Source organism: Rathayibacter sp. AY1E3 (assembly GCF_002932235.1).
GTDB lineage: Bacteria > Actinomycetota > Actinomycetes > Actinomycetales > Microbacteriaceae > Rathayibacter.
The window spans coordinates 66,327-89,723 of record NZ_PSVN01000001.1; the positions used below are offsets into that span (position 1 = coordinate 66,327).

Consider the following 23,397-nt stretch of genomic DNA (forward strand, 5'->3'; position numbering starts at 1 on the left):
TCTCGGTCGGGGCGTCACCGGGAGGGGCCTCGCAGCCTCCGGCGCCGCTCCCAGAGGAGGAGGCCGAGTGCGAGAGTGAGCACCGACCCCCCGCCCAGGAGGAACGCGTCGGTGCTGGCGCCGCCGGTCAGCGGCAGGCGTGTGGGGTCCACGGGGGCGTTGACGAAGCGGTAGACCGCCGTCTGACCGGCGGTGGGGGCCGTGATCGTCCGCGAGGCGACCGGGGACCACGTCGTCCCGGTCAGGCGCTCGAGACGCAGTTCCTGGTAGGCGAGGCGGCGGGTCGGATCCGTCGCCGCCTCGGACAGCGTGTAGCCGTGACCCGGTCGCACCTCGAAGGTGCTCGCCGGGTTGCCCGCGGCGACGTACTCCGCGCCGGCCCGGGTCTCCGTCGGGAGCGTCGCTCCGGCCAGTGCGGCGGGCGTCGCGGTGACGCGCCAGTCGGCGGCCTGGAAGCCGGTCTGGGGGCGCAGGACCTGCTTGACCAGGGTGATCGTCGCGCTGGCGTTGTCCACGGTGCAGGTAACGGCGGCACCGTTCGTCGGGGTCACGTCTCCGGCCGCGCTCACGGTGAGGGCGGCGCCGGTGTCGGTGCGGCACTGCCAGGGGCCGGTCTGCACGGAGGTGGCGGGGCCCCCGGTCTCGGCGAGCCGGTAGGCGGCACCCGGGGTGACGGGGATCGCCGACACGCCCGCGGAGCCTGCGCGGCCGGTCGGGCCGGGCAGGGCGCCGGTCGGGCCGGTGGCGCTGAGCGTGAAGTCGCTGGGCAGCGCGCTGCCGGAGCTCACCGTCTTCACGAGCGTGAGGGAGGCCGTGGGCCGGTTCACGATCGAGCACTCGACGACCGCCGCGGAGGCGATGCCGGTGAGGCTCGCGCTGATGACGGTCCCCGACTGCGAGAACGTGGTCGCCCGTGCGGCGCCGTTGACCGTGCAGGCGCCGCTGACGAACGCGAAGCCCGTCTGCTGCACCTCCGAGACGGTGAGCGTCGCCCGCGACGCCTCCGTGCCGAACAGGACGGTCCAGGCGGCCTGACCCGCCGCGTCCGTCTGCTGGCGGGGCGACTGCTCCGGCAGCAGGGCGACGGTGCCCGCGGTAGCCGTCGCCGTCGTGCCCACCGTCCAGTCCACGCCGGGGCGGGTCGTGCCGGAGGCGTCCCGGATCGTCTTGGTGATGCGCACCGTGGAGGCGGGGCGCGGGGAGTTGAAGAAGGTGCAGGTGACGTTGACGCCGAGCCGGTTCGGGAGGGTGACCGTGCCGGTCGGGTTCGAGCCCGTGCTCACCCGCACGCCGTCCGCGTAGCACTCGTAGATGCTCGTGTAGGCGGTGATCGGGGAGGCGGAGCCCGCGGCCATCGCCTCCGAGACCGTCACCGTGCTGTTGATCGGAGTGGGGAAGGGGCCGATCTGCGCGGTCTGGCGGCCGGTGGTGGCGCCGGTGGTGGTGGCCGTGGCGAACGGCGACGCCGGGGAGCCGGCGGCGGCCGTGAGCTGGAACTGGTCCGCCGCGGCCAGGCGGCCCACCACGCTCTTCTGCACGGTGATCGTGGCCGGCGAGGAGCAGCCGGAGAGGTCGACGGCGTTGACGCTCACGCGCGGCGTGCCGCTGACGCGGGTCCACGTGGTGGCGTCGAACTCGTAGGCGCTGCCGGGGATGGCGGGGACGCCGTTTGCGGCGGCGACGTCGCCGTTGGCGAGGTAGACGGTTCCGCGCGGCGAGAAGGCGATGCCGTTGATGTTGGCGAAGGCGGCGTCGGTCCCCGTCACGGCCTTCGCGATCGAGGTGTTCACCGGGAGGGTGCCGCCGGTCGCCGCGGCCAGGGCGTCGGCCGGCACGGTGAAGATCGCGGCGCTGCTGGCGTTGTTGACCGAGCCCGCGCCGACGACGTAGAGGTTGCCGCGAGCGTCGAACGCCATGTCGCCGTTGCCGTTGGGGGTTCCGGAGGTGGGGAAGGAGCCGACGAGGGCGAACCGGGTGGCGACGGGGTTCGCCTCGGTGAAGCTCCAGATGTAGAACTGGCCGCTCGCGAAGCTGCCGAACAGGTACCGGCCCGTCCGGAGGTCGACCGCGCCGGCGACGATGCTGCCGGCCACCTGCGCTCCGCCGGCCACGGTCGTGTACGCGCTGTTCGCGATCCTCTGGAAGCCGGCGTCCGGCGTCCACTTGAGGACGGCGTCGACGTCCGTCGCGTCGGACGAGCGGTCCAGCGCGTAGGCGAAGGCGCCGTTCGCGCCGACGCCGAGCGCGTTCGCCTCGGCGGTCCCCGACCAGCTGCCGATCGAGGTCAGGGATCCCGTGACGATGTCGGCCTGCTGCAGGGCGCCGGCCGCCGTGAGGGAGTAGAAGCGGCCGGTGTCGCAGAACAGGCGCGGCGTCTGCACGGTGTTCGTGAAGGTGCAGAGCACCTCCGCCCCCGCCTCGCTGGGGATCGTGATCGACCCCGCGGCGGAGGCTCCGGAGGCGATGACCGTGCCGCCGCGCGAGCACTCGTAGCTGTTGGAGTACCCCAGGCCTGCGCCCGCGGTCTGCGCCTCGGCGATCGTGTACGTCGCTCCGGACTGCACGGTGAGGCGGCTGATCTGCGCGGCCTGGATCCCGGTGGCGGTGCCCGTGGTGGTCGCCGACGCGAGGACCGTCGTGCCGCTGCGCACCGAGAGCGTGAACTGGTCGCCCGTGGCGCTGCGCACCGGCAGGTTCTTCCGGACGGTGAGGGTGGTCGCGGCCTGGATCGTCACGGACGTGGGGGCGGAGGCGATGAGGCCGGTGGGAGTCGTGGTCCCGGTGCTGTACGTCCCGGCGGCGGCGGCCACCACGTCCACCGAGATCGTGCAGGAGGTCGCGCCCGCGGCGAGGTCGCCGCCGACCGTCGAGACGGTGGAGGATCCGGCGGCCGCGGTCACGGCGAACGCCGTTCCGGTGACGTCGGTGCAGGACCCTCCGACGGCAGGCGTCGGGGCCACGACGAGGCCGGCCGGGAGAGCGGTCGAGAAGCGCCAGTCCGCCTTCGCGAGGAGATCGCTGGTGTTGGTGACGGTGTAGGTCAGCGTGGTCGGCACCGTCGCGGTCGGCACGGCCTGCGTGAAGGCCGCGTCGAGAGCGGGGGTGACGTCCAGCACGCGGAGGTCGTCGACGGCGAAGGCGCTTCCCGTGCCGGTGACCGTGTTCACGAGCTGCACCTGGGCTGCGGCGATCTGCGCCGGAGTGAGGAGCGCGGTGCTCGTGCCGGTGTAGGCGACGGCGCGGGCGGAGGCGGGGAGCGCGGGATCGACGAGCGCGCCGAGGCCGCCGACCAGCGGGAGGGTCGGGGACGTGTAGAACACGCCGCCGGTCGCGGCGCAGGGCACGACCGGTGCCGCGAATCCGGTGAGGACCGTGGATCCGCCCGAGACCAGGTTGAGAGAGAGGGACGCGTTGTTCGTCCCGCACTGCCCGCCGGCGGCGTTCATGCCGACGGCGTAGTAGCGGGCGGCGGGCGCGGAGACGCCGATCCCTGCGGCGCTCTGGGCGACGGTCGCGCCGCCGGTGACGGCGGCGTACGGGTACTCGACCAGGGCGTGGTTCGCCTGCGTGCCGGTGTTCGAGCCGTTGGCCGGCGCGGTGCTGGAGGTGGACCCCGGCACTCCGGCCGCCACCTGGCCGAGGACGTCCGCCATGCGGCGGGTCTCGCGTGCGGCCGACGATCCCGTGCCGACGGTGAGGAGGGGCCGGGTCGGGCAGAAGGCGGAGTTGGGGTAGGGCGCCGTGTAGTTGACCAGGACGCCGGTGCAGTTCGTGGCGGTCGACCAGCCGGTGGCTGCCGTGTAGCGGCCGTTCGCGTAGGCGGTGAGCGCGCTCGGTGCGGTCGTCAGACCCTGCTCGAAGGTCTCCGTCCACACCTGACGCGGGGCCTCGGCGACGCCGGCGGCGAGTGTGGAGAAGCCTCCCGCTGCTCGCGCCGTCGCGGGCGGGCCGCGGTCCGACTCCTGGTCGTCGTCCGAGGCCGCAGTGGGAGCGGGCGCCGACCCGGCGGGCGCCGGCTCGACGGGCTGCTCCGGCTGCGCGGCGCCGCGGGGTGCTGCGGGATCGGGCTCGTCCTGAGCGGGCTCCTCCGCCGTCGCACTCGGCGACTCCGCGGCCTCGGCGGGTGCCGACGGGGCGGACGCTGACGGAGTGGGTGCCGAGGTGGCAGATGCGGAGGGGGCGGGTGCCGGATCGGCCTCGGGGGCTGCCGGCGGTGTCGGTGCGACGGGCGTCGGGAGAGGAGCGGGGGCGTCGCCGGCGACCGGATCCGCCTGGTTCGCGGCCTGAGCGGGAGACGAGGCGGAGACGTCGCCGAGCCCCCACGAGCCGACGAGGAGAGCGCCGATCGTCGCGAAGACGACGGCCCGCATTCCGAGGCGCGACGGCGCTCGGTGCCGTGAGTGGCGGCGCCGCCGGATCGTGAAAGCCATGGTTCTGCTTCTCAGTCGTGTTGTCGATCGTGGAGATGAGCGAAACGTCGACACGACGAACGACACGGATGTCGCAGCGAGTGCGGAGGCCCCAGACTCCGGAGGGGAGCACGCATTCCGCGCGGGCTTCCGAAGATGAACGTATAGGTCGGCCTCCCTCTCGCCATAGAGAAGTGAGCCCCCCTTGTCGGGGCCATAACCGATGAGAAAAGGACCGGGGTGAAGCCGAATATGGCGCCTTTTGACGGGTCCTCGCGAAGGAGTCCCCGAAGTGAGCACGCGCGACCGGCTCGGCTCACTCCTCCCGTCAGGTCCCGTGCAACGCTCGGGCCCCACCCGGCCACGTACTCGGTAGACGCCCGACCGACGAAGGATGGACCCGATGACGCGACGCACACTCGACGACCTGCTCTCCCGCAGCGACCCCGCGACCGACGACCGGGCGCCCGGCGTCCGCACCGCCCTCCGCGCCGTGATCGCCGAGACCCGCGAGCGCGCGCCCCGCCGTCCCTCGCGGTCGAGGGCGTGGTGGCTGGCGGCTCCCGTCCTCCTCGTCCCGGGTCTCGTGCTGGCGACCAGCGCCGGCACCGACGTCCGCTCGGTCCCCGACTTCACGATCCCGATCACCTACACCACCGACTCCGGCTCAGCGGTGTCGTGCTCGATCGACTACTTCAACGGCGAGATCGACTACCGCGAGGTCACCACCTCCGCGACCGACTACCTGCGCGCGCAGGACTGGAACGGCATCGGCCAGCGGATCCACGACGACGCGCTCGCCTACACGACCGACCCCGCCTGGCTGGCCTCGGACATGAACAGCGACGGCCCCGGCCTCTCGGAGGAGACGATCCGCTGGCGCGCCTGGATCACCGCGGCGGACGACCACATCCTCGACACGATCCCCGAGGGCGTGATCGTCGAGGGCGACGGCGGCCTGGGCGGCAGCACCGACTGCGCGGGAGAGCTGTGATGAGCGCCGGCGAGGCGGCGCCGTCCATGGCGCGCAGCGTCGTCCGCTCCCCCGCGCGCGACCGGGAGGCCGAGATCACGGCCCTGGTCGAGCGGGAGGCGCCGGACCTGCTCCGCTACTTCGCGCGGCGGACGGCGAGCCCCGAGGACGCCGCGGACCTCCTCAGCGACACCCTCCTGATCCTCTGGCGGAAGGAGCGGTCGATCCCCGAGGACGAGACGCACGCGCGGATGTGGGCGTTCGGCGTCGCACGGCGGGTGCTCTCGGGCCAGCGCCGCACCGCTACCCGGAGGAGCGCGCTCGTCGAGCGGCTGGCGGAGGAGCTCCGCATCACTCCGCCCGCACCCGCCGACGACGCGGCGGAGGACGTCCGCGCCGCGATCGCGCAGCTGAAGCCCGTCGACCAGGAGATCATCACCCTCGTCTACTGGGACGGCTTCTCCCTCGCCGAGGCGGCCGAGATCCTGTCCCTCCGCGCCGCGACCGTGCGGAGCCGCCACGCGCGGGCGCGGGCGACGCTGCGGGACGCGCTGGCGGCGGCGATGTGAGGAGGGGTGCGCGGCGGGGGTGCCGGCAGCACCATCCGGAACACGTGGGGCCAGGCCGGCACAACGCCCCAGCAACGAACGACGTCCGGCCCCGCCCCGCGGGCACCTAGTCGAGGAAGTACGCGTTCACCTTCTCGTCGGTGTCCAGGATCTCCTCCGAGGGCACCCCGACTCGGGCCGCGAGGTCGATCGCCCCGAGAAGCGCGACCTCGATGTCGGGAGAGAACGCCCGGTCGAGGATGTCGATGAAGTGCAGCATTCTCGTCTCGAGCTTCGCCAGGAGATCGGCGTAGTCGGCGGCCAGCTGTTGATCGAGTGAGCGCTGGTCCTCGAGATATCCGGCGATGAGCGCTTCTTCCCGGGCGGAGAGCGAGGACGACGCGACGCTGAACATGACGGAGCCGACGGTGTTGCCGATGACGGCGCCGAGGACGGGGACCGGGATGAGCACCTGCCCGACGACCGAGGACAGCGCGCTGATGCCGGCCTGGAGGCAGAGGATCTCGGAGTTCTCGATGAACTCGATCTCGGAGATGTCGCCCGCTCGCAGCCTGCTCGCCTGGCCCGCGATCCCCAGCGCGGCGGTCGTGACCGTGTTCGCCGTGGCGGCCGACGTCGCAGTGAGATTGGTGAGTGAGTAGATCGTGAGACCGCGGATACCGCCCTTCACCGCGCCGAGACCGGAGGCGTTCGCGATGTCCTTCCAGTCGTCGGCCGAGAACTCCTTGAGCTTCGTGCCTTCGCGGCGCTTGGCGAGGACCGCGGAGACGAACGCGGTCCCACCCTCGATCCCGGCGGCGGCGACGGTGACCTGAGCGCCCTGGCGCACCGTCGCCCGGTTCTCCCGAACGGCAGCCGTGCGGGCGGCCTCGTCGGTCGCCGTGATCCTTCCCTCCTCCGCCGCGAACGTGTCGGTGTACGCACCGAGCTGCACGTCGCGGTACTCCAGCCGGGAGGGCTCGAGTGCCGCGATGTCGATCGTCTCGCTCGAGAAAAACGTCTTCACCCGGTTCCAGTCGCGGAGGGACGGACCGTCCCCGCTCCGGGAGAGGACCTTCGCCGCATCCTCGGCGGACATCGCGTGCAGCTTCTGGATGACCTCGAAGTGGTCGCTCGGGATCTGGTACCTGCCGCCGTTCCTCACGAAGTCCGGGTACCTCTCGAGGTGCTCCGTGATCGCGCCGAGGCCGAACCGCCCGCCGGCGGCGGAGAACTTCTGCTGGATCAGCAGGCCGTTCCGCATCAGATCGACGGGGCCGTTGTCGTTCACCCAGGAGTTGCCGCCGGTCGTCCCGAGCACAGCGGCACGGGCGTTGCCGATGCCGACCTCGGCGACCTCGGCGATGAATCCATGCGCGCCCTTCACCCCACCGCGGTTCGACGAGACCACGTCGCCTATGTGCAGGAGGGCTGTATCCAGATGGTCGAGAGCCGTCGAGAGGTTCCGGTCCTGCCTGCTCAGGGCGCCCATGAGTCGATCGACGCGCACCTGGTTCAGGTAGCCCACCCAGGCGGCGACGGCCTGCTCGTGAGTGCATCTGGCGACGTCGGCGAGATCAGGCATCGTCGGCGGCCTGCTCCACACGGGCGCTCAGCAGTGCCGCACTCGCTTTCGCGACGTTCACCAGCGCGGCGAGCTGCGATTGCTGGGCGGGAGCCAGGGTCGCGAAGTCCGCCCCGAAGAGCGGCAGCGCCTCGCCGTAGACCTTCAGAAGCAGCTCTCGAGTAGAGGCGGTGCGCTGGAGGAGGTCGTCGATCTGCGCGTCCATCGCCTGCACCTGCGCGATGTTCCGCATGACGGCGGTGAGCATCTCGTGCTTCGTCTCGCGGTTCTCGAACTTCTTCTTCGTGAACAGGACGACCGAGGTGAGGACGGCGGCGCCTGCGAGGCTCCAGCCGACCGGGCCTGCCAGCGCGAGCAGCGCTCCTCCCGCGACGGTCCCTCCGCCACCGGCAGCGACGGCCCCGCCGCCGAGCCATGCCAGGGCGGCCTGGCTCGCAGCGGCACCGGACAGGGTCGAGATCGCGGTCCCGGTCGACGCGGTGCCGAACGTGGTGGCGACCCACATGGCGGCGGTCGGCGCGACGCTCGCGATCGCCGCTCCGGCGGTGACACCGGCGCCCGCTCCCGCCGCGGACTTCCGTGCAGCGACCAGATCAGCGCGGGCGATCTCCTCGGCGTCCAGGAACCGGGCTCTGTCGAGCTCGATCTGCTCGAAGTCCCCGCTGAAGGACTTGGGCGTGTTGGCGATGCTGTTCACCACGAGCTCGACGAGAGCGATCAGGTCGGTGGAGCGCTCGCGTTGCCGGAGGAGGGAGAGCCCGTCGTCGCTCATCGCCGTGAAGGCGCGGTTGTACTCGGCCGTGACCTCCTCGTACGACTGGAGGCTCCTCGGGCCGAACTTCTCGGCGGCTGCTTCGCGGAGATCGCCGGCCTGCTCCATCACCTGCGTCGTAGCGCTCCGCGCCCGCTTGCTCAGATCGCCGGCAGCTCGTGCGACTCTCTCCTTCGCCCTGTCCAACTCCGGTCGCTCGACCATCACCCGTACCTGTTCCCCGTAGACGCCTTTTCCCGGCTCGACACTATCCAGCCGCGTATCGAAAGGTGATCGGGAACACCGCTGCCAACGCTTCTCGGACACCCCTGCCGGGCGAGTTGCCCCCGCCGCTGTTCCTCCGGCTCGCGGCCCTCCGCGCCCCTTCACCCGGCACCCCCGCCTGAGTAGCATCCCCCGCATGAGCAGGCTCGTCGTCTCCGTCCTCACCTCGCTCGACGGCCGCTTCGAGGGGCCCGGGCACGACCTCTCGGCGCTGCCGTTCGAGGACGCGTTCAACGACCACAACCTCGAGCTGCTGCGCCGCGCGGGCACGCTCGTCTACGGCGGCCGCTGGTTCCGCGACAACTGGGACAGCTGGAGCGCCGTCGCCGCGGACGGGACGGCGGGCGAGCGGGAGCACGAGACCGCGCGGCTGGTCACGTCGCTCGACGCGCTGGTGATCAGCGACTCCCTGGCTTTCGATCCGGAGGCGCCGTGGGCCGCCACCACCCGGATCGTGCCGCGGAAGCAGGGTCCGGCCGAGATCGAGCTGCTCAAGCAGGGCGACGGGGGTGACCTGCTGATGTCCGGCAGCGGCACCACCTGGAATCCGCTCCTCGAGCAGGGCCTGGTGGACGAGCTGATCGTCCTCGTCGGCGCCGGACTCGCGGGCGGCGGGACGCCGCTCTACTCCGGGGCGCCGCAGCACGGCCTGCGCCTCCTCGACGCGACGGTTCTGCCGGGCTCTGAGCTGGTGCGGCTCCGCTACGACGCGAGCGGGGTCGGCGGGCGCTGAGCGGGACCTGCCGACGCGCGAGAACGCCGGCGGACCTGCGCCCTTCGAGCCGTCGAGGCGCTCGCCTCCGCCGGGGTGCGCACGACCTCGGCTGAGACAGGGCGGCCTCCCTCAGGAGCCGACGCCCCCTCCCGTCAGCTGACGTCGTGGGCGCGAGGCGCAGGGGCCGCCCCGGACAGCGAGCGGTCGCCCGACGCTGCAGGCCTGCGGAGTGCCCGGGCGCACAGCCGGACCCCCAGAACGACGCTCGTCACGCCTCCCGCCAGCAGCCCGGCACACACCGCGGTCCAGATCGTCATGCTCGAACTCGGCACGGCGTGCAGCCCGAATACGAGCCCCGCTCCGCTGCCGACCAGCGCGGCCGCGACCAGTGGGATCGTGAGCGCCGAGCTCTTCTCGGCGGCGGTCCACGACGAGCTCCACAGGACCAGAACGGCGCCGATCGGCCAGCCGATTCCGGGGATCAGCAGCCAGCCGAAGGCGAAGACCAGGGAGGCCGCGACCGCGAACCACCGACGGGCGAGAATCCCCCGCACATTTCCGTGCTGAACTCCGGCCTGGACCTGATCTGACATGCGTCGGAGCCTACGGAGACGGACGGGACCGCGGCACGAACTGGCGCAGGGCCCCCGCGCACCGGCACACGGCGCGGCGAGAATCGCGTCTGTGGCGCAGCGAACGCGCCACCGTACTCCGAAGCCTTGGCCACCTGTGCACGCCATCAGTACCTTGTCACGCAATGTTCCACCCGGAACAAGAAACGGAGACACTCATGTCTGGATTCAGATCCAAGCTGATGGCGGGGATCGCCGTCCTCGCACTCGCTCTCACCGGAGCCGCGCCTGCGAGCGCGAGCACGGAAGCCGAGCACTCGGAGGTCGTCATCGCCCGCGAGTTCCTCTCGGAGTACGGCGTTCCCTCCGAGACGCAGGACGACCTGGTCGAGGCGTACCTCGCCGGCGAGGCGTGGGACTCGCTGTCGAGCGCTAACCCGACCGTGATTCTCAATCAGATTTGTCAAGCCAGCGGGGATGGTTTGGCTCGCCTGTTCTTCCTTCTCTCCCAGCGTTTTTTTGCCTGGAAGGCACGTAGTGCCGAGCAGGGTCGGGGGCGGGAGCGCAACCCGGAGGGCGGAGGAGGAGAGGTTGTCGGCGCGATGTGAGGGAGCGCAGCGACCGCGTGCCGAGAACCTCGGAGGAGCCGGCCGCGCAGCGGCTTGCGCGGACACTGGAGGCCCGTACGCTGCCGAAGGCTTCCAGGCAAAAATGCGCACAGCGCTCAACACCGCCGCCGGCCAGAGGCCGGTGTTCGCTCGGGTCTGTGAACCGCGACGCTCGTCGCGGCGGCTCTCAGTGGTCTTCGGTGAGGTGGCGGTAGATGGTGCCGCGAGACACGCCGAAGGTGTCGGCGATCTGCTGGACCGTGTAGGTCTTCTCGTCGTACATCGCACGCGCCTGTTTCGCCTTCGTCGGCGTCATCTTGAAGCGCCCGCCGCCCTTACGTCCGCGAGCTCGAGCGGCGGCAAGGCCGTCGTGGGTTCGCTCCACGATGAGGTCGTGCTCGAACTCCGCGATCGCGGCGAGCATGTGGAAGAACAGCCGGCCGCCCGGAGTGGTGGTGTCGATGCCCTGAGACAGCGCCTTCAGTCCGACGCCGCGCTGCTGGAGGCCGTCGGCTACCTCTTTCAAGTTCCGCACGGACCGGCCGAGGCGATCGAGCTTCGTCACGACGAGGGAGTCACCCTCGCGGAGGTAGTCGAGAGCGTCCTCGAGCGCGGGACGCTTCGCGAGTACTCCGGAGGCGTGCTCGACGAACACCTTCTCGCAGCCGGCTGCCGTGAGCGCATCGGTCTGAGCGTCGGGGTTCTGGTCTCTGGTCGAGACGCGCGCGTATCCGATCGAAGCCATAGGCCTGACTGTACTGCGAACGTAGGTTGCGGGTCATAGCTCTCGGACACGGGCCGTGGAACACGGCGCGCCGATTGGACCGCCGCGCTGCTCGACCGTCTCGTAAACGATCGTTCGCGAACACCTCGGCAGTGGTCGCTCAAATCGATTTCTGTCGATAACATCGGTGCATGCCGATTGATCACGTGCGGGGCACCTCTGCCGCCGTCTCCCTCTTTCACTCTTTGGCCGACCCGAAGCGTCTCCAGATCGTGCGGCGACTTCAGCATGGTGAGGCTCGGGTCAGTGATCTAGTGGCGGAGCTGGGCGTGGCGCAGTCGACGGCTTCTGAGCACATGAGCTGCCTGCGCGAGTGCGGCCTGGTCGTGGGGCGTGCAGAGGGACGGCAGGTGTTCTACTCGTTGGCCCGTCCGGAGCTGATCGATCTTCTCGAGTCCGCTGAGGCACTTTTGGAGGCGACGGGGTTCCAAGCGGATCTGTGCGGCACGTTCGGGGCGGAAGCACGGAGCGCACGTGACGTGGACGCTGCCGCATCGGAGGTCCGTCGGGGCGTGGAAGTGGCGCCGTGATCGGCACTATCGCGGCGGCAATCGGACTGTTCGCTGCGACGAACATCGATGACATCGTGGTTCTGACGGTGCTGTTCCTCGCGTCCGCCCGTGGCTCGCTGCCGGGCTGGAAGGTTGTGGCGGGGCAGTACCTCGGCTTCGCGACTCTCGTCGCGATCAGCGTCGTTGCCGCCGCCGGGTTGACGATCATCCCGGATGAGTGGGTGGGGCTTTTGGGCCTGATCCCGCTGGCGATCGGTCTGTACGGGCTCATCCGCACCCTGCGCAGCAGGGGCGATGATGACGACGACGATGACGAGAGTTCGATCAGTGCGGTCGGGCTGCTGGGCGTTGCGGGGATCACGATCGCGAACGGCGCGGACAACATCTCCCTCTACACGCCCGTATTCCGCACGAGCCCGATCGCGGACACGGTGGTCACGATCATCGTGTTCTTCCTCCTCGTCGCGGTGTGGTGCCTGATCGCTCGCGTCGTCGGCACGAACAAGACGGTGACCGAGCTGTTGGAGAGGGTCGAGCACTGGCTCGTGCCTGCCGTATTCATCGGCCTGGGTCTGTTCATCCTGATCGAGTCGGGTGTTCTGCCTCGACTCCTCGAGCTGTTCTGATGCCCGCCACGCGCAGGCTCGTCCTCCGAGTGGCTTTCATCGCTGCGCTGATTGCGGCCGCGTTCGGTCTTGATCAGCTCACGAAGAGCTGGGCCCTGACAGCGCTGGAAGACGGACGCACGATCGAGCTCGCTCTCGGAGCGCGGTTCGAGTTGATCTTCAACCCCGGCGTCGCCTTCGGGATGGGCTCCGAGCTGGGACCTGCACTGGCGGTCGGACTGATCGTCATTCTTGTGACCCTCACGGTGTGGGTGTTCGTGCGGACCATCCGCGGGGCTCCGCTGGGTGGACCGGCACTTCTCGCTCTCGCCGCCGGCGGTGGCGCAGGGAACATCTGGGACCGCATCAGCCGAGCCGCGGACACGCCGCTGGGCGGAGAGGTCGTCGACTTCATCGCGGTCGACTGGTTCGCGATCTTCAACGTCGCCGACATCTTCACCACCTGCGGCATCGCCGGCTGGGCCCTCCTGCAGGTCTTCGGCAGAGCGGACGCGCCCCAACCACAGACGAGCGAAACCTGATCGAGGCGCAGCCCTGAGCCTCACCGTTCGCCGGATCACGGCGCCGTCCCCTTGTTTCTGCCGACCACCGGCCTGACAGAAAGCACCACCCGTGAAAACCAGCACCAAGGTCAACCTGATCGCCATCGCCGCGGCTGTCTTCGTCGTCGCGGTCATCGCCGCGATCGCGATCTTCCGGCCCTTCTCCGCCTCCCGCGAAGAGGTCGCCGCCGCGACGCCCGTCCTCGAGCAGAACACCCACATGCTCGATCAGGCGGAGGACGGGAAGGTGACGCTGGTCGAGTTCCTCGACTTCGAGTGCGAGGTCTGCGCGGCCGTCTACCCGACCATCGAGCAGCTGCGTGAGGAGTACGCAGGCCGGGTCACCTTCGCGACCCGCTACTTCCCGATTCCCTCGCATCGCAACTCCGAGAATGCCGCTCTCGCCGTCGAGGCAGCAGCGCGGCAGGACCGGTTCGAGGAGATGTACGACCGGATGTTCCAGACGCAGGCGAGCTGGGGCGAGAGCCAAGACTCCAAGGCCGACGTGTTCCGCGGCTTCGCGGAGGAGATCGGCCTCGACCTGGAGCAGTACGACGCGGATGTGGCCGACCCGTCGACGCTCGAGCGGGTGCGCTTTGATTTCGAGGCGGGCAAGGACCTGGGGGTGCAGGGCACGCCGACGATCTTCGTCAACGACGAGGCGATCCAGCTCGAACGCCTCGAAGACATCCAGGCCGCTCTCGACGCCGCTCTCGCCTCGTGAGCGCCCTCAGCCGCCGCGCCCTGCTGGCCCTTCCCCCGCTCGCGATGATCGGCATCGGGACCAGCGGATGCGCGCGGGACGACCTCGCGGAGCAGTACCGCGGCGGGTCGAACAAGAACTACGTCGCCGGTGACGGCACCGTCATCGAATGGCCTGTCGGCAGCCGCGGCGAGCCGGTCGACTTCGCCGGAACGAGCGAAACGGGCGACGCGATCAGCTCCGAGGATTACCGCGGGCAGGTGCTCGTCGTGAACTTCTGGTACGCCGCCTGCGCCCCCTGCCGCGCCGAAGCACCCGACCTGCAAGCGCTGCACGAGCAGTACGACGGGAACGGAGCGGCGTTTCTCGGTGTCAACGTTCGCGACCAAGCCGACACCGCCACCTCGTTCGCGAACACCTACGGCATCACCTACCCCTCGATCATCGATACCGACGCCGCCGTGGCCCTCGCGTTCTCTGGGAAGTTCGCCGCGAACGCCGTCCCTACCACCCTCGTGCTCGACGTCGACGGCCGACCCGCCGCGCGGATCCTCGGCCGGGTCACCGCCCGCTCCATCCTCGACACCCTCATCGCGGACACCATCGCGGAGGCGGCCTCGTGAACTGGGGAGAGGCTGTGTTCAGCGGCCAACTCCTGCTCGCCGCGCCCATCGCGGTCCTCGCCGGCCTCGTCTCGTTCGCGTCCCCGTGCGTGCTCCCCCTCGTCCCCGGCTACCTCGCCTACATCGGCGGAAACCCCGACCTCGCCACAGGCAGCCGGCGCCGCCTCGTCGCCGGAGTGGGCCTGTTCATCGCCGGTTTCGCCGTCGTCTTCATCGCCTACGGCGCCGCGTTCGGCGCCCTCGGGACATGGCTGCTCGAATGGCAGGACACCGTCACCCGCATCCTCGGAGTGCTCGTGATCCTCATGGGCGTCGTGTTCATCGGGCAGGTCCGGTTCCTGCAACGCACCATCCGCCCCCGCTGGAAACCCGCGACCGGACTCGCCGGAGCACCCCTGCTCGGTGTGGTGTTCGGGCTCGGCTGGACACCCTGCTTCGGGCCCACCCTCGCCGCGATCTCCGCGCTGAGCCTGGACGGCGCCTCCGCCGGCCGCGGCGCGTTCCTCGGCCTGCTGTACTGCCTGGGCCTGGGACTGCCGTTCCTGCTGATCGCCCTCGGATTCTCCTGGGCCGCCACCGCGACCAGCTTCCTCAAACGCCACATCCGCACCATCAACCTCCTCGGCGGAGGGCTACTCATCCTCATCGGCACCGCCATGGTCAGCGGCCTGTGGACCCAGTTGATCTACCGCCTCCAGAACCTGATCAACGGATTCGTCCTCCCCATCTGACCCGTCACCCCCGCCCCGAGAGGACCACCGAATGAGCGCACTCACCCCCGCCGAGACCGAACAGCTGACCCGACGCGGGCTGCGCCTGGCGCAGTTCACCGTCGCCTACAACGTCATCGAGGGCATCGTCGCGATCGCGGCCGGTATCGCCGCGGGACTCGTGTCCGTGATCGGGTTCGGCATCGACTCCGGCATCGAGTCGATCGCCGCCGTGCTGGTAGGGCTGCGCCTGGCGGCGCGGCTGCGGCATGGTGAGGCGGACGAAGCGAAGGAGCGGCGCACGTTGAAGTTCGTCGCCGTGACGTTCTTCCTCCTCGCCGCCTACGTGAGCATCGAGGGCATCCGCAGCCTGATCGCGGGTGACGCTCCCGAGTCCTCCCCGGTCAGCATCGTGCTCCTGATCCTCTCGATCATCGTCATGCCGGTCCTTGCGGCGGTGAAAACGCGTGTCGGGAAGAGGCTCGGAGACCCCCTGATCCTCGCGGACGCAGCGGAGACTCGGATCTGCGTGCTGTTGAGCGTCTCCACCCTCGTCGGGCTCGTCCTCTACGCCCTCACTGGAGCCGCGTGGCTTGACCCGGTTGCAGGGTTCGTCATCGCTCTCTTCGCCATTCACGAGGGACGCGAGGCCTGGGAAGGCGAGCTCGTAGAAGACGACGATGACGATGACTAGAGCGGGCGCCGACAGGCGAGCCACGAGCGGGCTGACGATCGATGTTCCGGGGCAGACACCCTCAACCTCAGAAGTGCTCTCCTCGGGTGCGACGCGCACGGCGGGAGGATGATCGGAGAATGATGATCGAGGTTCTTCACATCGACGACTGCCCGAACTGGAAGGACGTCGGCCCTCGCCTGGACCAGGCGCTGAAGTCCACCGGCCACTCCGACATCCCCGTCACCTACCGGCTTCTGGCGACACCGGAGGACGCCGCCGGCGTCGCTTTCGCGGGTTCCCCGACGATCACCCTCGACGGGGAAGACCTGTTCCCGTCGGGCGGGCGGACCACGGATCTTGCCTGTCGGATCTACTTCACGCCGAGCGGGCTGGCGGGTCTTCCGACGACGGAGCAGCTCGTGGAAGCGATCGCTGCCCGTGAACCCTGATTCCTCCGTCACCTGTTCCTGCTGCGGACGGGCCCGCCGTCGACGTCAGGTTCACGCACTCAACGATGGCGCCGCGTACGTGTGCCGGCGGTGCGGGCTCTGGATAGCGCTGCGCCCGGGCAGCGATCACCCCCGCGCCTCCTCATTGTCTCGGCGCTGACACGCCGGAACTCAACGCCGGTCAGGTCGTTCGGGTTGCTCTCAGCCCGAGCCGGGTGCGGCCGCGAGGCTTGAGGACGGACAGGGCGGTGATAACCACGAGAACGACGGCGCCGCCGGCGGTCGCGACGACCAGTTGCGTGCGGGTTCCCTCGAGCGTGGAGGGGATGAGCCCGTGGCGGGCGGCGAGGGACATCGTCTCGATGAGGCGCGTGTGCAGCAGGAGGACTGCGGTTGCGAAGACACTCAGCCACAGCTTGATCGCCACCCAGTAGTGGCGCACCAGTCCCCAGTGCGTTCCGAGGCCTTGCAGGATTCCGGTGGCGAGGGAGGCGAGGGCGAACGGGATGATGACGAACGTCCCCAGCGGGTCCAACGCCAAGTAGGCGCTTCGGACCGTGAAGGGGTCGCTGCTGGTCGCTCCGACGAGCGCGATCGCGAGGAACGCGCCCACCGCGCCGAACCAGCCCACGGACACCAGGACGTGGACGGTGAGGGCGACTCGGCGAGCTCGCGGGCCGAGCATCATCAGTGATTCATCATCTGCGCCCCGCCGCCGGTGAGCAGGTGCACGACGATGAAGCCGATCGCGAGGACGACGACGACGACCATGAACACCTTCACCCAGCGGGGGCGCTCCGGGACGGCGACGGCGTGCCAGACGGGTTGGAGTCACTCATGCGCTCAGCCTAGGCACCCGCCCAACCCATCCCGTATCGATGTGGTGCGTTGCCCCTGCCCCGACATCTTCGGTCAAGTCGGGAATCTTCCGCCCGATCACCCCGTTGTCTGATACCCCCGGGGGGTATACCGTCGGATCAGGCCGGAAGCGGCCGGAAGGAGTCATGATGGCGCAGCACCACCTGCACGATGACGAGCACGAGAGTGCTCACCGCACCGTCGAAGCACGCGACGTCGACGCGGGAAGGACAGGTCATCACGTGAGTACGGCCCCTGACGGGCACGCCGGGCACCAGATGCGCGGAGCGCCTGATCCTCACGCAGGCCACAACATGACGGCGGGCGCTGCCGGCCACGGCGGCCACGGCGGCCACGGCGGCCACGGCGGCCACGGCGATCATGTCGGCCAGTTCCGGCGGTTGTTCTGGATCATGCTGGTGTTCGCGGTGCCGGTGGTCGTGTTCAGCGGCATGTTCTCGATGATCCTGGGCTACTCCCTCCCCGACGTTGCGGGGGTCGGCTGGATCTCGCCGGTGCTCGGGACGGTGATGTACGTCTGGGGCGGCCGGCCCTTCCTGCAGGGGGCGGTGTCGGAGCTGCGCTCGAGGACGCCGGGGATGATGCTGCTGATCGCTCTGGCGATCACGGTCGCGTTCCTCGCGTCGTGGGGTGCGAGCGCGGGGCTGCTGGATCACGAGCTGGACTTCTGGTGGGAGCTGGCGCTGCTGATCGTGATCATGCTGCTCGGGCACTGGATCGAGATGCGCTCTCTCGCGCAGACGTCCTCGGCGCTGGACTCTCTCGCGGCGCTGCTGCCGGATGAGGCGGAGCGGGTGCGCGAGGGTGAGGTGGAGAAGGTGTCTCCCGCGGACCTGGTGCAGGGGGATGTCGTGGTCGTGCGTCCCGGCGGCCGGGTGCCGGCGGACGGCCGGGTGCTGGAGGGCACCGCGGACGTGGATGAGTCGATGATCACCGGGGAGTCCCGCCCGGTCAGTCGCGGCCCGGGATCGATGGTCGTGGCCGGCACGGTCGCCACGGACACGGCGTTGCGGGTGGAGGTGACGGCCGTCGGCGACGACACCGCTCTCGCCGGCATCCAGCGCCTGGTCACGGAGGCGCAGAACTCGTCCTCCCGGGCGCAGCGCATCGCTGATGTTGCCGCCGGGTGGTTGTTCTGGTTCGCGTTGGGCGCGGGAGTGATCACCGCGATCGTGTGGTCGCTGCTGGGCAGTCCCGACGAGGCGGTGATCCGCACCATCACGGTTCTGGTCATCGCGTGCCCGCACGCGCTGGGACTCGCGATCCCGCTGGTGGTGTCCATCGCGACCGAGCGGGCCGCGAAGGGCGGCGTCCTCGTCAAGGACCGTCTCGCGTTGGAGAGCATGCGCACGGTGACCACGGTCCTGTTCGACAAGACGGGCACCCTGACCAAGGGCGAGCCGACGCTCGCCGCCGTGCACACTGTCGACGGGGTGAACGAGGAGCAGCTGCTCGCGGTCGCTGCGGCGGTCGAGGCGGACAGTGAGCACCCTCTCGCTCGGGCGATCGTGGCAGCCGCGAACAGCCGCGGCGTGCGGGTGCCGGCAGCGACCGGTTTCCAGGCGTCGACCGCTGTCGGCGTCACGGCGCAGGTCGAGGGGCGTGCGGTGAGCGTGGGCGGTCCGTCGATGCTGCGCGCGCACGACGCTGCGGCGCTCGAGCAGACGCGCGCGTGGGAGGCGGAGGGGATGATCATCCTCCACGTCCTCGCCGGCGGTCGGGTCATCGGGGCTCTCGGGCTCGCGGATGAGGTGCGGGAGGAGTCCCGGCAGGCTGTCGACGCGCTGCACGCGATCGGCGTGCAGGTGGTCATGATCACCGGCGACGCGGAAGCGGTCGCCCGCACCGTGGGCGAGGAGCTCGGCATCGACCGGGTGTTCGCCGGCGTGAAGCCGGAGGACAAGGCCGCGAAGGTCATCGAGTTGCAGCGCGAGGGCCGACGGGTCGCGATGGTCGGTGACGGCGTCAACGACGCTCCCGCTCTCGCGCAGGCCGACGTGGGAATCGCGATCGGCGCAGGCACCGATGTCGCGATCGCATCCGCCGGGGTGATCCTGGCCTCCGATGACCCCCGGTCGGTGCTGTCCGTGATCGAGCTGTCCCGGGCCAGCTACCGGAAGATGAAGCAGAACCTGTGGTGGGCGGCCGGCTACAACCTCCTCTCCGTCCCCCTGGCCGCGGGAGTGCTCGCGCCGATCGGGTTCGTGCTGCCGATGTCGGTCGGGGCTCTGCTGATGTCCGCGTCCACGGTCGTCGTCGCCGTGAACGCGCAGCTGCTGCGCCGCCTGGAGCTGTCCCCGCAGGCCAGCACCCGCGCCGCGCGCGAACGCGACACCAGCCCAGTCCGTCACGAGGAGGGCCGCAGTACCGTCCAGGTGCGCCCGTAGTCGCCGGAGGCGACCACTCCGCGCTCGTCGGCGGCAAGGACCCACTGTTCTTCGCCGTCGACGAGCGCGAACGCCTCCGGCTGCCCCTCGAGGGTTCCGTGGCTCTGCCAGGAGCCCTCGAGAGTTCCCGTCCACAACGTCCCGTCGACGTCGACACCGACCAGCTGCCCGCCGGCACTGCCGTCCACGAGGAACAGGGCGGGCGCGCCGGAGACGGGCCGGAACGTGACCGCGGCGTCCTCGCTGACCTGTAAGCCCGTCTCGGTCGTCGCGAACACCCGGTCGGGACGCTCGGGGTCCACGGTCAGATCGCGCAGCGGCAGTTGCGCAGACGGGGTCCATGCGGCGCCGGAGTCGTCGCTGCGGAGGATGACGCCGCGGCTCGCGTCGTACCCGTACACGCGGGTCGCCGCATCGGTGAGAGCGACGGTCGCGAGGTCGTGGAAATCCGTCTCCCCACTCAGGGACACCGGCTCCCAGGTCGCGGCCGCATCGATGCTGCGGATCAGACCCAGGTTGGGTCCTGGCGCGGACCTGTCGGCGGGGTCGGGATGCCCGGAGGCGTAGAACACTCCCTCCGGGGTGATCGTGAACCCCATCGTGTCCTGCGCCCGGCCGGCGACCGGCCCTCCGCCCGCTTCGTCGTCGGTCGGGGTGGGGCTGGCCGGGTAGGTGTCCGGGAGGGTGTCGGTGGGGATCACCCACACTCCCGAGTGCGCAGCCGCGTAGGTGAGCCCGGTCACCGGATCCCAGCCCAGCCCGTGCACGTGCTCCAACCCTGCCGGCGCGGCCACGAGCGCGCCCGTCTCCACGCGGCCTGACGAAACGCAGCCGGTGAGCAGCGCCACCGTCACGGCGGCGCCGACGATGACGGCGAGACGCCGCGTGCGGCGCGAGCGGTGCCCGCAATGCTCAGCCAAGGCCGACACCCAGATCGCTCATGAAGCCTTCCGGGTCCACGGGGCTCCCGTCCACGCGCGTTTCAAAGTGCAGGTGACAGCCGGAGGAGGCGCCGGTGGAGCCCACGAGAGCGATCAGGTCGCCGGCGGCGACCGTGTCACCCACGTCCACGAGCAGGTCGCTGTTGTGCGCGTAGCCGGTCTCGATGCCGTCGCTGCTCGCCAGCAGGATCCAGTTGCCGTAGCTGCCGGCGTAGCCGGCTTCCTCGACCGTGCCGCCAGTCGCTGCGACCACCGGGGTTCCGCAGGGGGCGGCGAGGTCGGTGCCCTTGTGGAACGCGCTCACGCCCGCGACCGGGGCATCCGGGCGAGGACCGAACGTGCTCGAGATGCGCCCCGCGACCGGCACCCGCCAGGTAGCGGACGCGACCTCGCTGTCCTCAGTGGATGCGGCGGACTCTTCTGATGCGTCGTCCACGAGTTCCGTGGCGACGGCGGCGGTCACCAGCACCTCGGGTTTGGCTTCCGCGCCGAACGTGTCCCGGGTGACGGTGAGCTGCACCGCGCCGGCCGCGACGAACGTCTGCGGCTGCGCCTCGCTGACGGCCAGGGTCGTGGTCTTGGTCGGGGTGCCGTCGACGGCGAACGCGGGCATGGAGGAGGTCACCGCGATCATCGTGACGAGAGTCATCGCGGACATCCCAGCCAGGCGCGGCCGCATCGTGGCCGTGCCCGGCGGGGCCGGGCGCGGGCGGGCCGCGACGCGGGCGGCGTGCTGCAACGCCTGCGCGTCGGCTCGCGAGGGCGCCGTGTACGTCACCCGGCGTCCGAGCGTGAGCGCAGCCTGCCGCGGGGAGGCATCGCGGGTGCGGGTTCGGGTGCGGTGCACGTCGCGGCGGCGCGGGTCGCTCGTCGGCGTCGACGCGGCGCTCACCGGGCGACTCCCGAGCGAAGCGGACGGGGGTGAAGAGGAAGGCGGTGCATAGGGGGACGTTTCTGGTTCGAGCGCCCTCAGAGGGCGCGAAGAAGTAGAGGGTGGGGATCGCCAGGTACGGCGACCCCCACCGGGGCGCGGCGGTAGCGCGCACGGGCGCGACGCAGCAGCGCTCCGCCTGCCCAGGAGGGGGAAGGGGCGTCAGAAAGACGGGTCAGCGGGACGCGAGGAGATCCTGCATGGTTGCGATCTCCTCGGTCTGGGTCTGCACGATCGTGTTCGCCATGTCGATGGCGTCCGCGTTCTGGCCCTCGTCGACCTCGGTCTGCGCCATCTCCACGGCGCCCTCGTGGTGCATCATCATCTGCTCGAGGAACAGCGTCTCCGCCTCGGCGCCGGTCGCGCTCTCCAGCGAGGACATGTCCTCGTCGGACATCATCCCGTCCATGCTGTGATCCATGCCCGACATCGAGTCCTCAGCGCCCCACGCGCTGATCCACTCCTCGAGCTGCGCGATCTCCGGACCCTGCGCTTCCTTGATCTGGGTCGCGAGGTCGGTGACGTCGGTGCTGATGCCGTCCTTCGCGAGGATCATGTCGGCCATCTCCACCGCCTGCTCGTGGTGGGGCTTCATCATCTGCGCGAACATCACGTCCTGATCGTTGAAGTCCGCCTCCGCCGCAGCAGTCGAAGACGGCGACGCGGACGCGGACGAGGAGGAGCTGCTGTGGTCCATCCCCTCCATGCCGCCCGTGCCGGAGCTGTCCGAGCAGGCGGCCAGAGTAATTGCGGTCGCCAGAGCGAGAGTCGAGGCGAGAAGAGTGCGCTTGTTGTTCATGAGTGTCGTATCCGTTCAGTCGGTAGCAGGAATCGCCGGAACCGCGCCCTGCGGGCGGGGTGATGAGGTCGCAGCGGACGCTGCGACGACAGGCGAATCAGGTGCGACTGATCGACAACACCGTCAACGACGGCAGATACACATGGAACTTCGCGCGCGGAACGAGCAGCAGAAGACGCGGACCCGCGTCGAGCACGCGCGCGAACAGCGCCGGCACCCGGGCCAGGAGGATCAGGGACGCGAGGAAGAAGACGATGACGCACGTCGCCGCCATCAGAGCGCACCCCATCGCGCAACTGTCATCACACGGCACCATCGGCACGACCGCGCCCTGATCGGCGCCAGCCACGAGAGCCATCCCGCCTGTCGACGCAGCTACCGGGTCGGCGTGAGCATCGGTCTGCGCATGCGTGTGTCCTGCGGACACAGACGCGTCGGAATGGCTGCCCATCATCGAGTGCATCGCGAACACGCCCAGCAGCAGAGCCGCCAACGTCAGCACCACGACCACCGCGCGCATCAGCGGCGCGGACAGCTTAGAAACGACGCTGTCGCTCATGATCCACACCTCCGACACTGCTCGTCACTCGTCCGAGGGCATCAGAAGGGACGCCCATGCATACCCCCCTAGAGTATGCAGAAAGCAGCCGGAGCGGCTGAAAACCCCCTCCGTACCCGTCCGCCCCGCGCAGCAGCGGACGAGCTGCACCAGCACCCGGGGGATGAGGACACCGTGACCGAGCAGACGAGCGAGCAGACCGACATCACCGGCGCCCACGGCTACATCTCCGACAAGGACCAGTACCTCCGCCGCCTTCGCCGCATCGAGGGGCAGGCTCGCGGCCTGCAGAACATGGTTGAAGACGAGCAGTACTGCATCAAGATCCTCACCCAGATCTCCGCGATGACCAGCGCCCTCGAGTCCGTCGCGCTCGGTCTCCTGAACGACCACCTGAACCACTGCGTCCTCGAGGCCGCCGCAGCCGGCGGCGACGAAGCGAAGATCAAGCTGCAAGAAGCCTCCGACGCCATCGCGCGGCTCGTCCGCTCCTGACGTTCAAGTGCGCAACCCGCCCTGAATGACGCCGGCGGTCCTCGACGCAGCGGGATACCGGCGCCCTGGCTAAGCGTTCCCGCTTGTCCTTCGACGGCTTCACGGCAGTTCGATCCGCTGCGATCCGTGGGATGAGGCGAACGAACACGACCGCAGTAGCGCCGCAGCCTGGCGCAGGCGTGCCGAGGTGAGCGATGACATCGGCTATCGGGGCAGCAGTTCGGTTCGTAGGGTCGGACTTATGGAACCGTCTCGACAGCTACCCGCCATCGGCGCCCCGGCCTCCCGCGCGCTCGAGGAAGCGGGCGTGCACGATGCGGACGACCTGCGGCGGG

The 23,397-nt window shown here is 70.1% G+C and carries 25 protein-coding genes; 14 read left to right on the plus strand and 11 right to left on the minus strand.

Annotation, left to right across the window (positions count from 1 at the left end):
* Window positions 1-14 precede the first annotated feature (14 nt).
* Window positions 15-4,430 (minus strand): LPXTG cell wall anchor domain-containing protein, encoded by a 4,416-nt coding sequence (locus C5C53_RS16920; protein WP_181127685.1) that lies wholly within the window; start codon window positions 4,428-4,430, stop codon window positions 15-17.
* Between the two features lie 382 nt (window positions 4,431-4,812).
* Between C5C53_RS16920 and C5C53_RS00345 the strand changes: the two genes are divergently transcribed.
* Both C5C53_RS00345 and C5C53_RS00350 read left to right on the plus strand, forming a co-directional pair.
* Window positions 4,813-5,403: a hypothetical protein gene (locus C5C53_RS00345; RefSeq protein WP_104266534.1), complete on the plus strand. Its 591-nt coding sequence runs from the start codon at window positions 4,813-4,815 to the stop codon at window positions 5,401-5,403.
* Window positions 5,403-5,951 (plus strand): RNA polymerase sigma factor, encoded by a 549-nt coding sequence (locus tag C5C53_RS00350; protein ID WP_219813946.1) that lies wholly within the window; start codon window positions 5,403-5,405, stop codon window positions 5,949-5,951. The genes C5C53_RS00345 and C5C53_RS00350 overlap by 1 nt, the downstream gene beginning before the upstream one ends.
* Window positions 5,952-6,057: 106 nt before the next feature.
* On the opposite strand, the gene C5C53_RS00355 is transcribed toward C5C53_RS00350, so the two are convergent.
* Window positions 6,058-7,515, minus strand: a complete 1,458-nt coding sequence (locus C5C53_RS00355) for a hypothetical protein (RefSeq protein WP_104266535.1) — start codon at window positions 7,513-7,515, stop codon at window positions 6,058-6,060.
* The gene (locus C5C53_RS00360; RefSeq protein WP_219813947.1) at window positions 7,508-8,395 is read right to left on the minus strand and encodes a hypothetical protein; all 888 of its coding nucleotides are present in this window, start codon (window positions 8,393-8,395) and stop codon (window positions 7,508-7,510) included. The genes C5C53_RS00355 and C5C53_RS00360 overlap by 8 nt, the downstream gene beginning before the upstream one ends.
* 292 nt (window positions 8,396-8,687) lie before the next feature.
* Between C5C53_RS00360 and C5C53_RS00365 the strand changes: the two genes are divergently transcribed.
* Window positions 8,688-9,284 carry a dihydrofolate reductase family protein gene (locus C5C53_RS00365; protein ID WP_104266537.1) on the plus strand — a complete coding sequence of 199 codons (597 nt, stop codon included), beginning with the start codon at window positions 8,688-8,690 and terminating at the stop codon, window positions 9,282-9,284.
* A 134-nt stretch (window positions 9,285-9,418) separates the two neighbouring features.
* Here C5C53_RS00365 and C5C53_RS00370 read toward each other — a convergent pair whose 3' ends face one another.
* Window positions 9,419-9,859, minus strand: a complete 441-nt coding sequence (locus tag C5C53_RS00370) for a hypothetical protein (RefSeq protein WP_146084617.1) — start codon at window positions 9,857-9,859, stop codon at window positions 9,419-9,421.
* 197 nt (window positions 9,860-10,056) lie between these two features.
* Between C5C53_RS00370 and C5C53_RS00375 the strand changes: the two genes are divergently transcribed.
* Window positions 10,057-10,446 carry a hypothetical protein gene (locus C5C53_RS00375; protein ID WP_104257770.1) on the plus strand — a complete coding sequence of 130 codons (390 nt, stop codon included), beginning with the start codon at window positions 10,057-10,059 and terminating at the stop codon, window positions 10,444-10,446.
* Window positions 10,447-10,633: 187 nt separating this feature from the next.
* Here C5C53_RS00375 and C5C53_RS00380 read toward each other — a convergent pair whose 3' ends face one another.
* A complete protein-coding gene (locus C5C53_RS00380; RefSeq protein ID WP_104256092.1) occupies window positions 10,634-11,191 on the minus strand; it encodes a recombinase family protein in 558 nt (185 codons plus the stop codon).
* Between the two features lie 170 nt (window positions 11,192-11,361).
* Between C5C53_RS00380 and C5C53_RS00385 the strand changes: the two genes are divergently transcribed.
* The 8 genes from C5C53_RS00385 (at window position 11,362) to C5C53_RS00420 (ending at window position 16,071) form a co-directional block, all read left to right on the plus strand.
* The gene (locus C5C53_RS00385; RefSeq protein ID WP_055794452.1) at window positions 11,362-11,760 is read left to right on the plus strand and encodes a helix-turn-helix transcriptional regulator; all 399 of its coding nucleotides are present in this window, start codon (window positions 11,362-11,364) and stop codon (window positions 11,758-11,760) included.
* Complete coding sequence (locus tag C5C53_RS00390) at window positions 11,757-12,368, plus strand: cadmium resistance transporter (protein WP_055794455.1); 612 nt, start codon at window positions 11,757-11,759, stop codon at window positions 12,366-12,368. The genes C5C53_RS00385 and C5C53_RS00390 overlap by 4 nt, the downstream gene beginning before the upstream one ends.
* The gene (locus C5C53_RS00395) at window positions 12,368-12,889 is read left to right on the plus strand and encodes a signal peptidase II (RefSeq protein WP_055794457.1); all 522 of its coding nucleotides are present in this window, start codon (window positions 12,368-12,370) and stop codon (window positions 12,887-12,889) included. Before C5C53_RS00390 ends, C5C53_RS00395 begins: the two co-directional genes overlap by 1 nt.
* 91 nt (window positions 12,890-12,980) lie before the next feature.
* A complete protein-coding gene (locus tag C5C53_RS00400; RefSeq protein ID WP_082481720.1) occupies window positions 12,981-13,634 on the plus strand; it encodes a thioredoxin domain-containing protein in 654 nt (217 codons plus the stop codon).
* A complete protein-coding gene (locus C5C53_RS00405) occupies window positions 13,631-14,236 on the plus strand; it encodes a TlpA disulfide reductase family protein (protein WP_104233615.1) in 606 nt (201 codons plus the stop codon). Before C5C53_RS00400 ends, C5C53_RS00405 begins: the two co-directional genes overlap by 4 nt.
* 14 nt (window positions 14,237-14,250) lie before the next feature.
* Entirely contained in the window at window positions 14,251-14,967 is a 717-nt protein-coding gene (locus C5C53_RS00410; protein ID WP_374952936.1) for a cytochrome c biogenesis CcdA family protein, read from the plus strand.
* Between the two features lie 31 nt (window positions 14,968-14,998).
* Window positions 14,999-15,640, plus strand: coding sequence for a cation diffusion facilitator family transporter (locus C5C53_RS00415; protein ID WP_055794460.1), 642 nt, complete (start codon window positions 14,999-15,001; stop codon window positions 15,638-15,640).
* Between the two features lie 119 nt (window positions 15,641-15,759).
* Window positions 15,760-16,071, plus strand: coding sequence for a hypothetical protein (locus tag C5C53_RS00420; protein ID WP_055794463.1), 312 nt, complete (start codon window positions 15,760-15,762; stop codon window positions 16,069-16,071).
* 181 nt (window positions 16,072-16,252) lie between these two features.
* Here C5C53_RS00420 and C5C53_RS00425 read toward each other — a convergent pair whose 3' ends face one another.
* Window positions 16,253-16,759, minus strand: coding sequence for a DUF2269 domain-containing protein (locus C5C53_RS00425; RefSeq protein WP_219812359.1), 507 nt, complete (start codon window positions 16,757-16,759; stop codon window positions 16,253-16,255).
* 289 nt (window positions 16,760-17,048) lie between these two features.
* Complete coding sequence (locus C5C53_RS17350) at window positions 17,049-17,312, minus strand: hypothetical protein (RefSeq protein WP_258075346.1); 264 nt, start codon at window positions 17,310-17,312, stop codon at window positions 17,049-17,051.
* A gap of 18 nt (window positions 17,313-17,330) precedes the next feature.
* Here C5C53_RS17350 and C5C53_RS00430 point away from each other — a divergent pair, with 18 nt between their 5' ends.
* Window positions 17,331-19,337, plus strand: coding sequence for a heavy metal translocating P-type ATPase (locus tag C5C53_RS00430; protein WP_374954329.1), 2,007 nt, complete (start codon window positions 17,331-17,333; stop codon window positions 19,335-19,337).
* Here the strand turns inward: C5C53_RS00430 and C5C53_RS00435 are convergent.
* From C5C53_RS00435 to C5C53_RS00450, 4 genes are all read right to left on the minus strand, one after another.
* Window positions 19,298-20,257 (minus strand): F510_1955 family glycosylhydrolase, encoded by a 960-nt coding sequence (locus tag C5C53_RS00435; RefSeq protein ID WP_146078441.1) that lies wholly within the window; start codon window positions 20,255-20,257, stop codon window positions 19,298-19,300. The genes C5C53_RS00430 and C5C53_RS00435 overlap by 40 nt on opposite strands.
* Entirely contained in the window at window positions 20,250-20,927 is a 678-nt protein-coding gene (locus tag C5C53_RS00440) for a M23 family metallopeptidase (RefSeq protein ID WP_146083184.1), read from the minus strand. Before C5C53_RS00440 ends, C5C53_RS00435 begins: the two co-directional genes overlap by 8 nt.
* A gap of 457 nt (window positions 20,928-21,384) precedes the next feature.
* Window positions 21,385-22,008, minus strand: a complete 624-nt coding sequence (locus C5C53_RS00445; protein WP_104257772.1) for a DUF305 domain-containing protein — start codon at window positions 22,006-22,008, stop codon at window positions 21,385-21,387.
* Window positions 22,009-22,105: 97 nt separating this feature from the next.
* Window positions 22,106-22,567, minus strand: coding sequence for a hypothetical protein (locus tag C5C53_RS00450; RefSeq protein ID WP_146078443.1), 462 nt, complete (start codon window positions 22,565-22,567; stop codon window positions 22,106-22,108).
* Between the two features lie 174 nt (window positions 22,568-22,741).
* On the opposite strand from C5C53_RS00450, the gene C5C53_RS00455 reads away from it, so the two are divergent.
* On the plus strand, window positions 22,742-23,062 hold the full coding sequence (locus C5C53_RS00455) for a metal-sensitive transcriptional regulator (RefSeq protein ID WP_055794478.1): 321 nt from the start codon (window positions 22,742-22,744) through the stop codon (window positions 23,060-23,062).
* The last annotated feature ends 335 nt before the right edge of the window (window positions 23,063-23,397 follow it).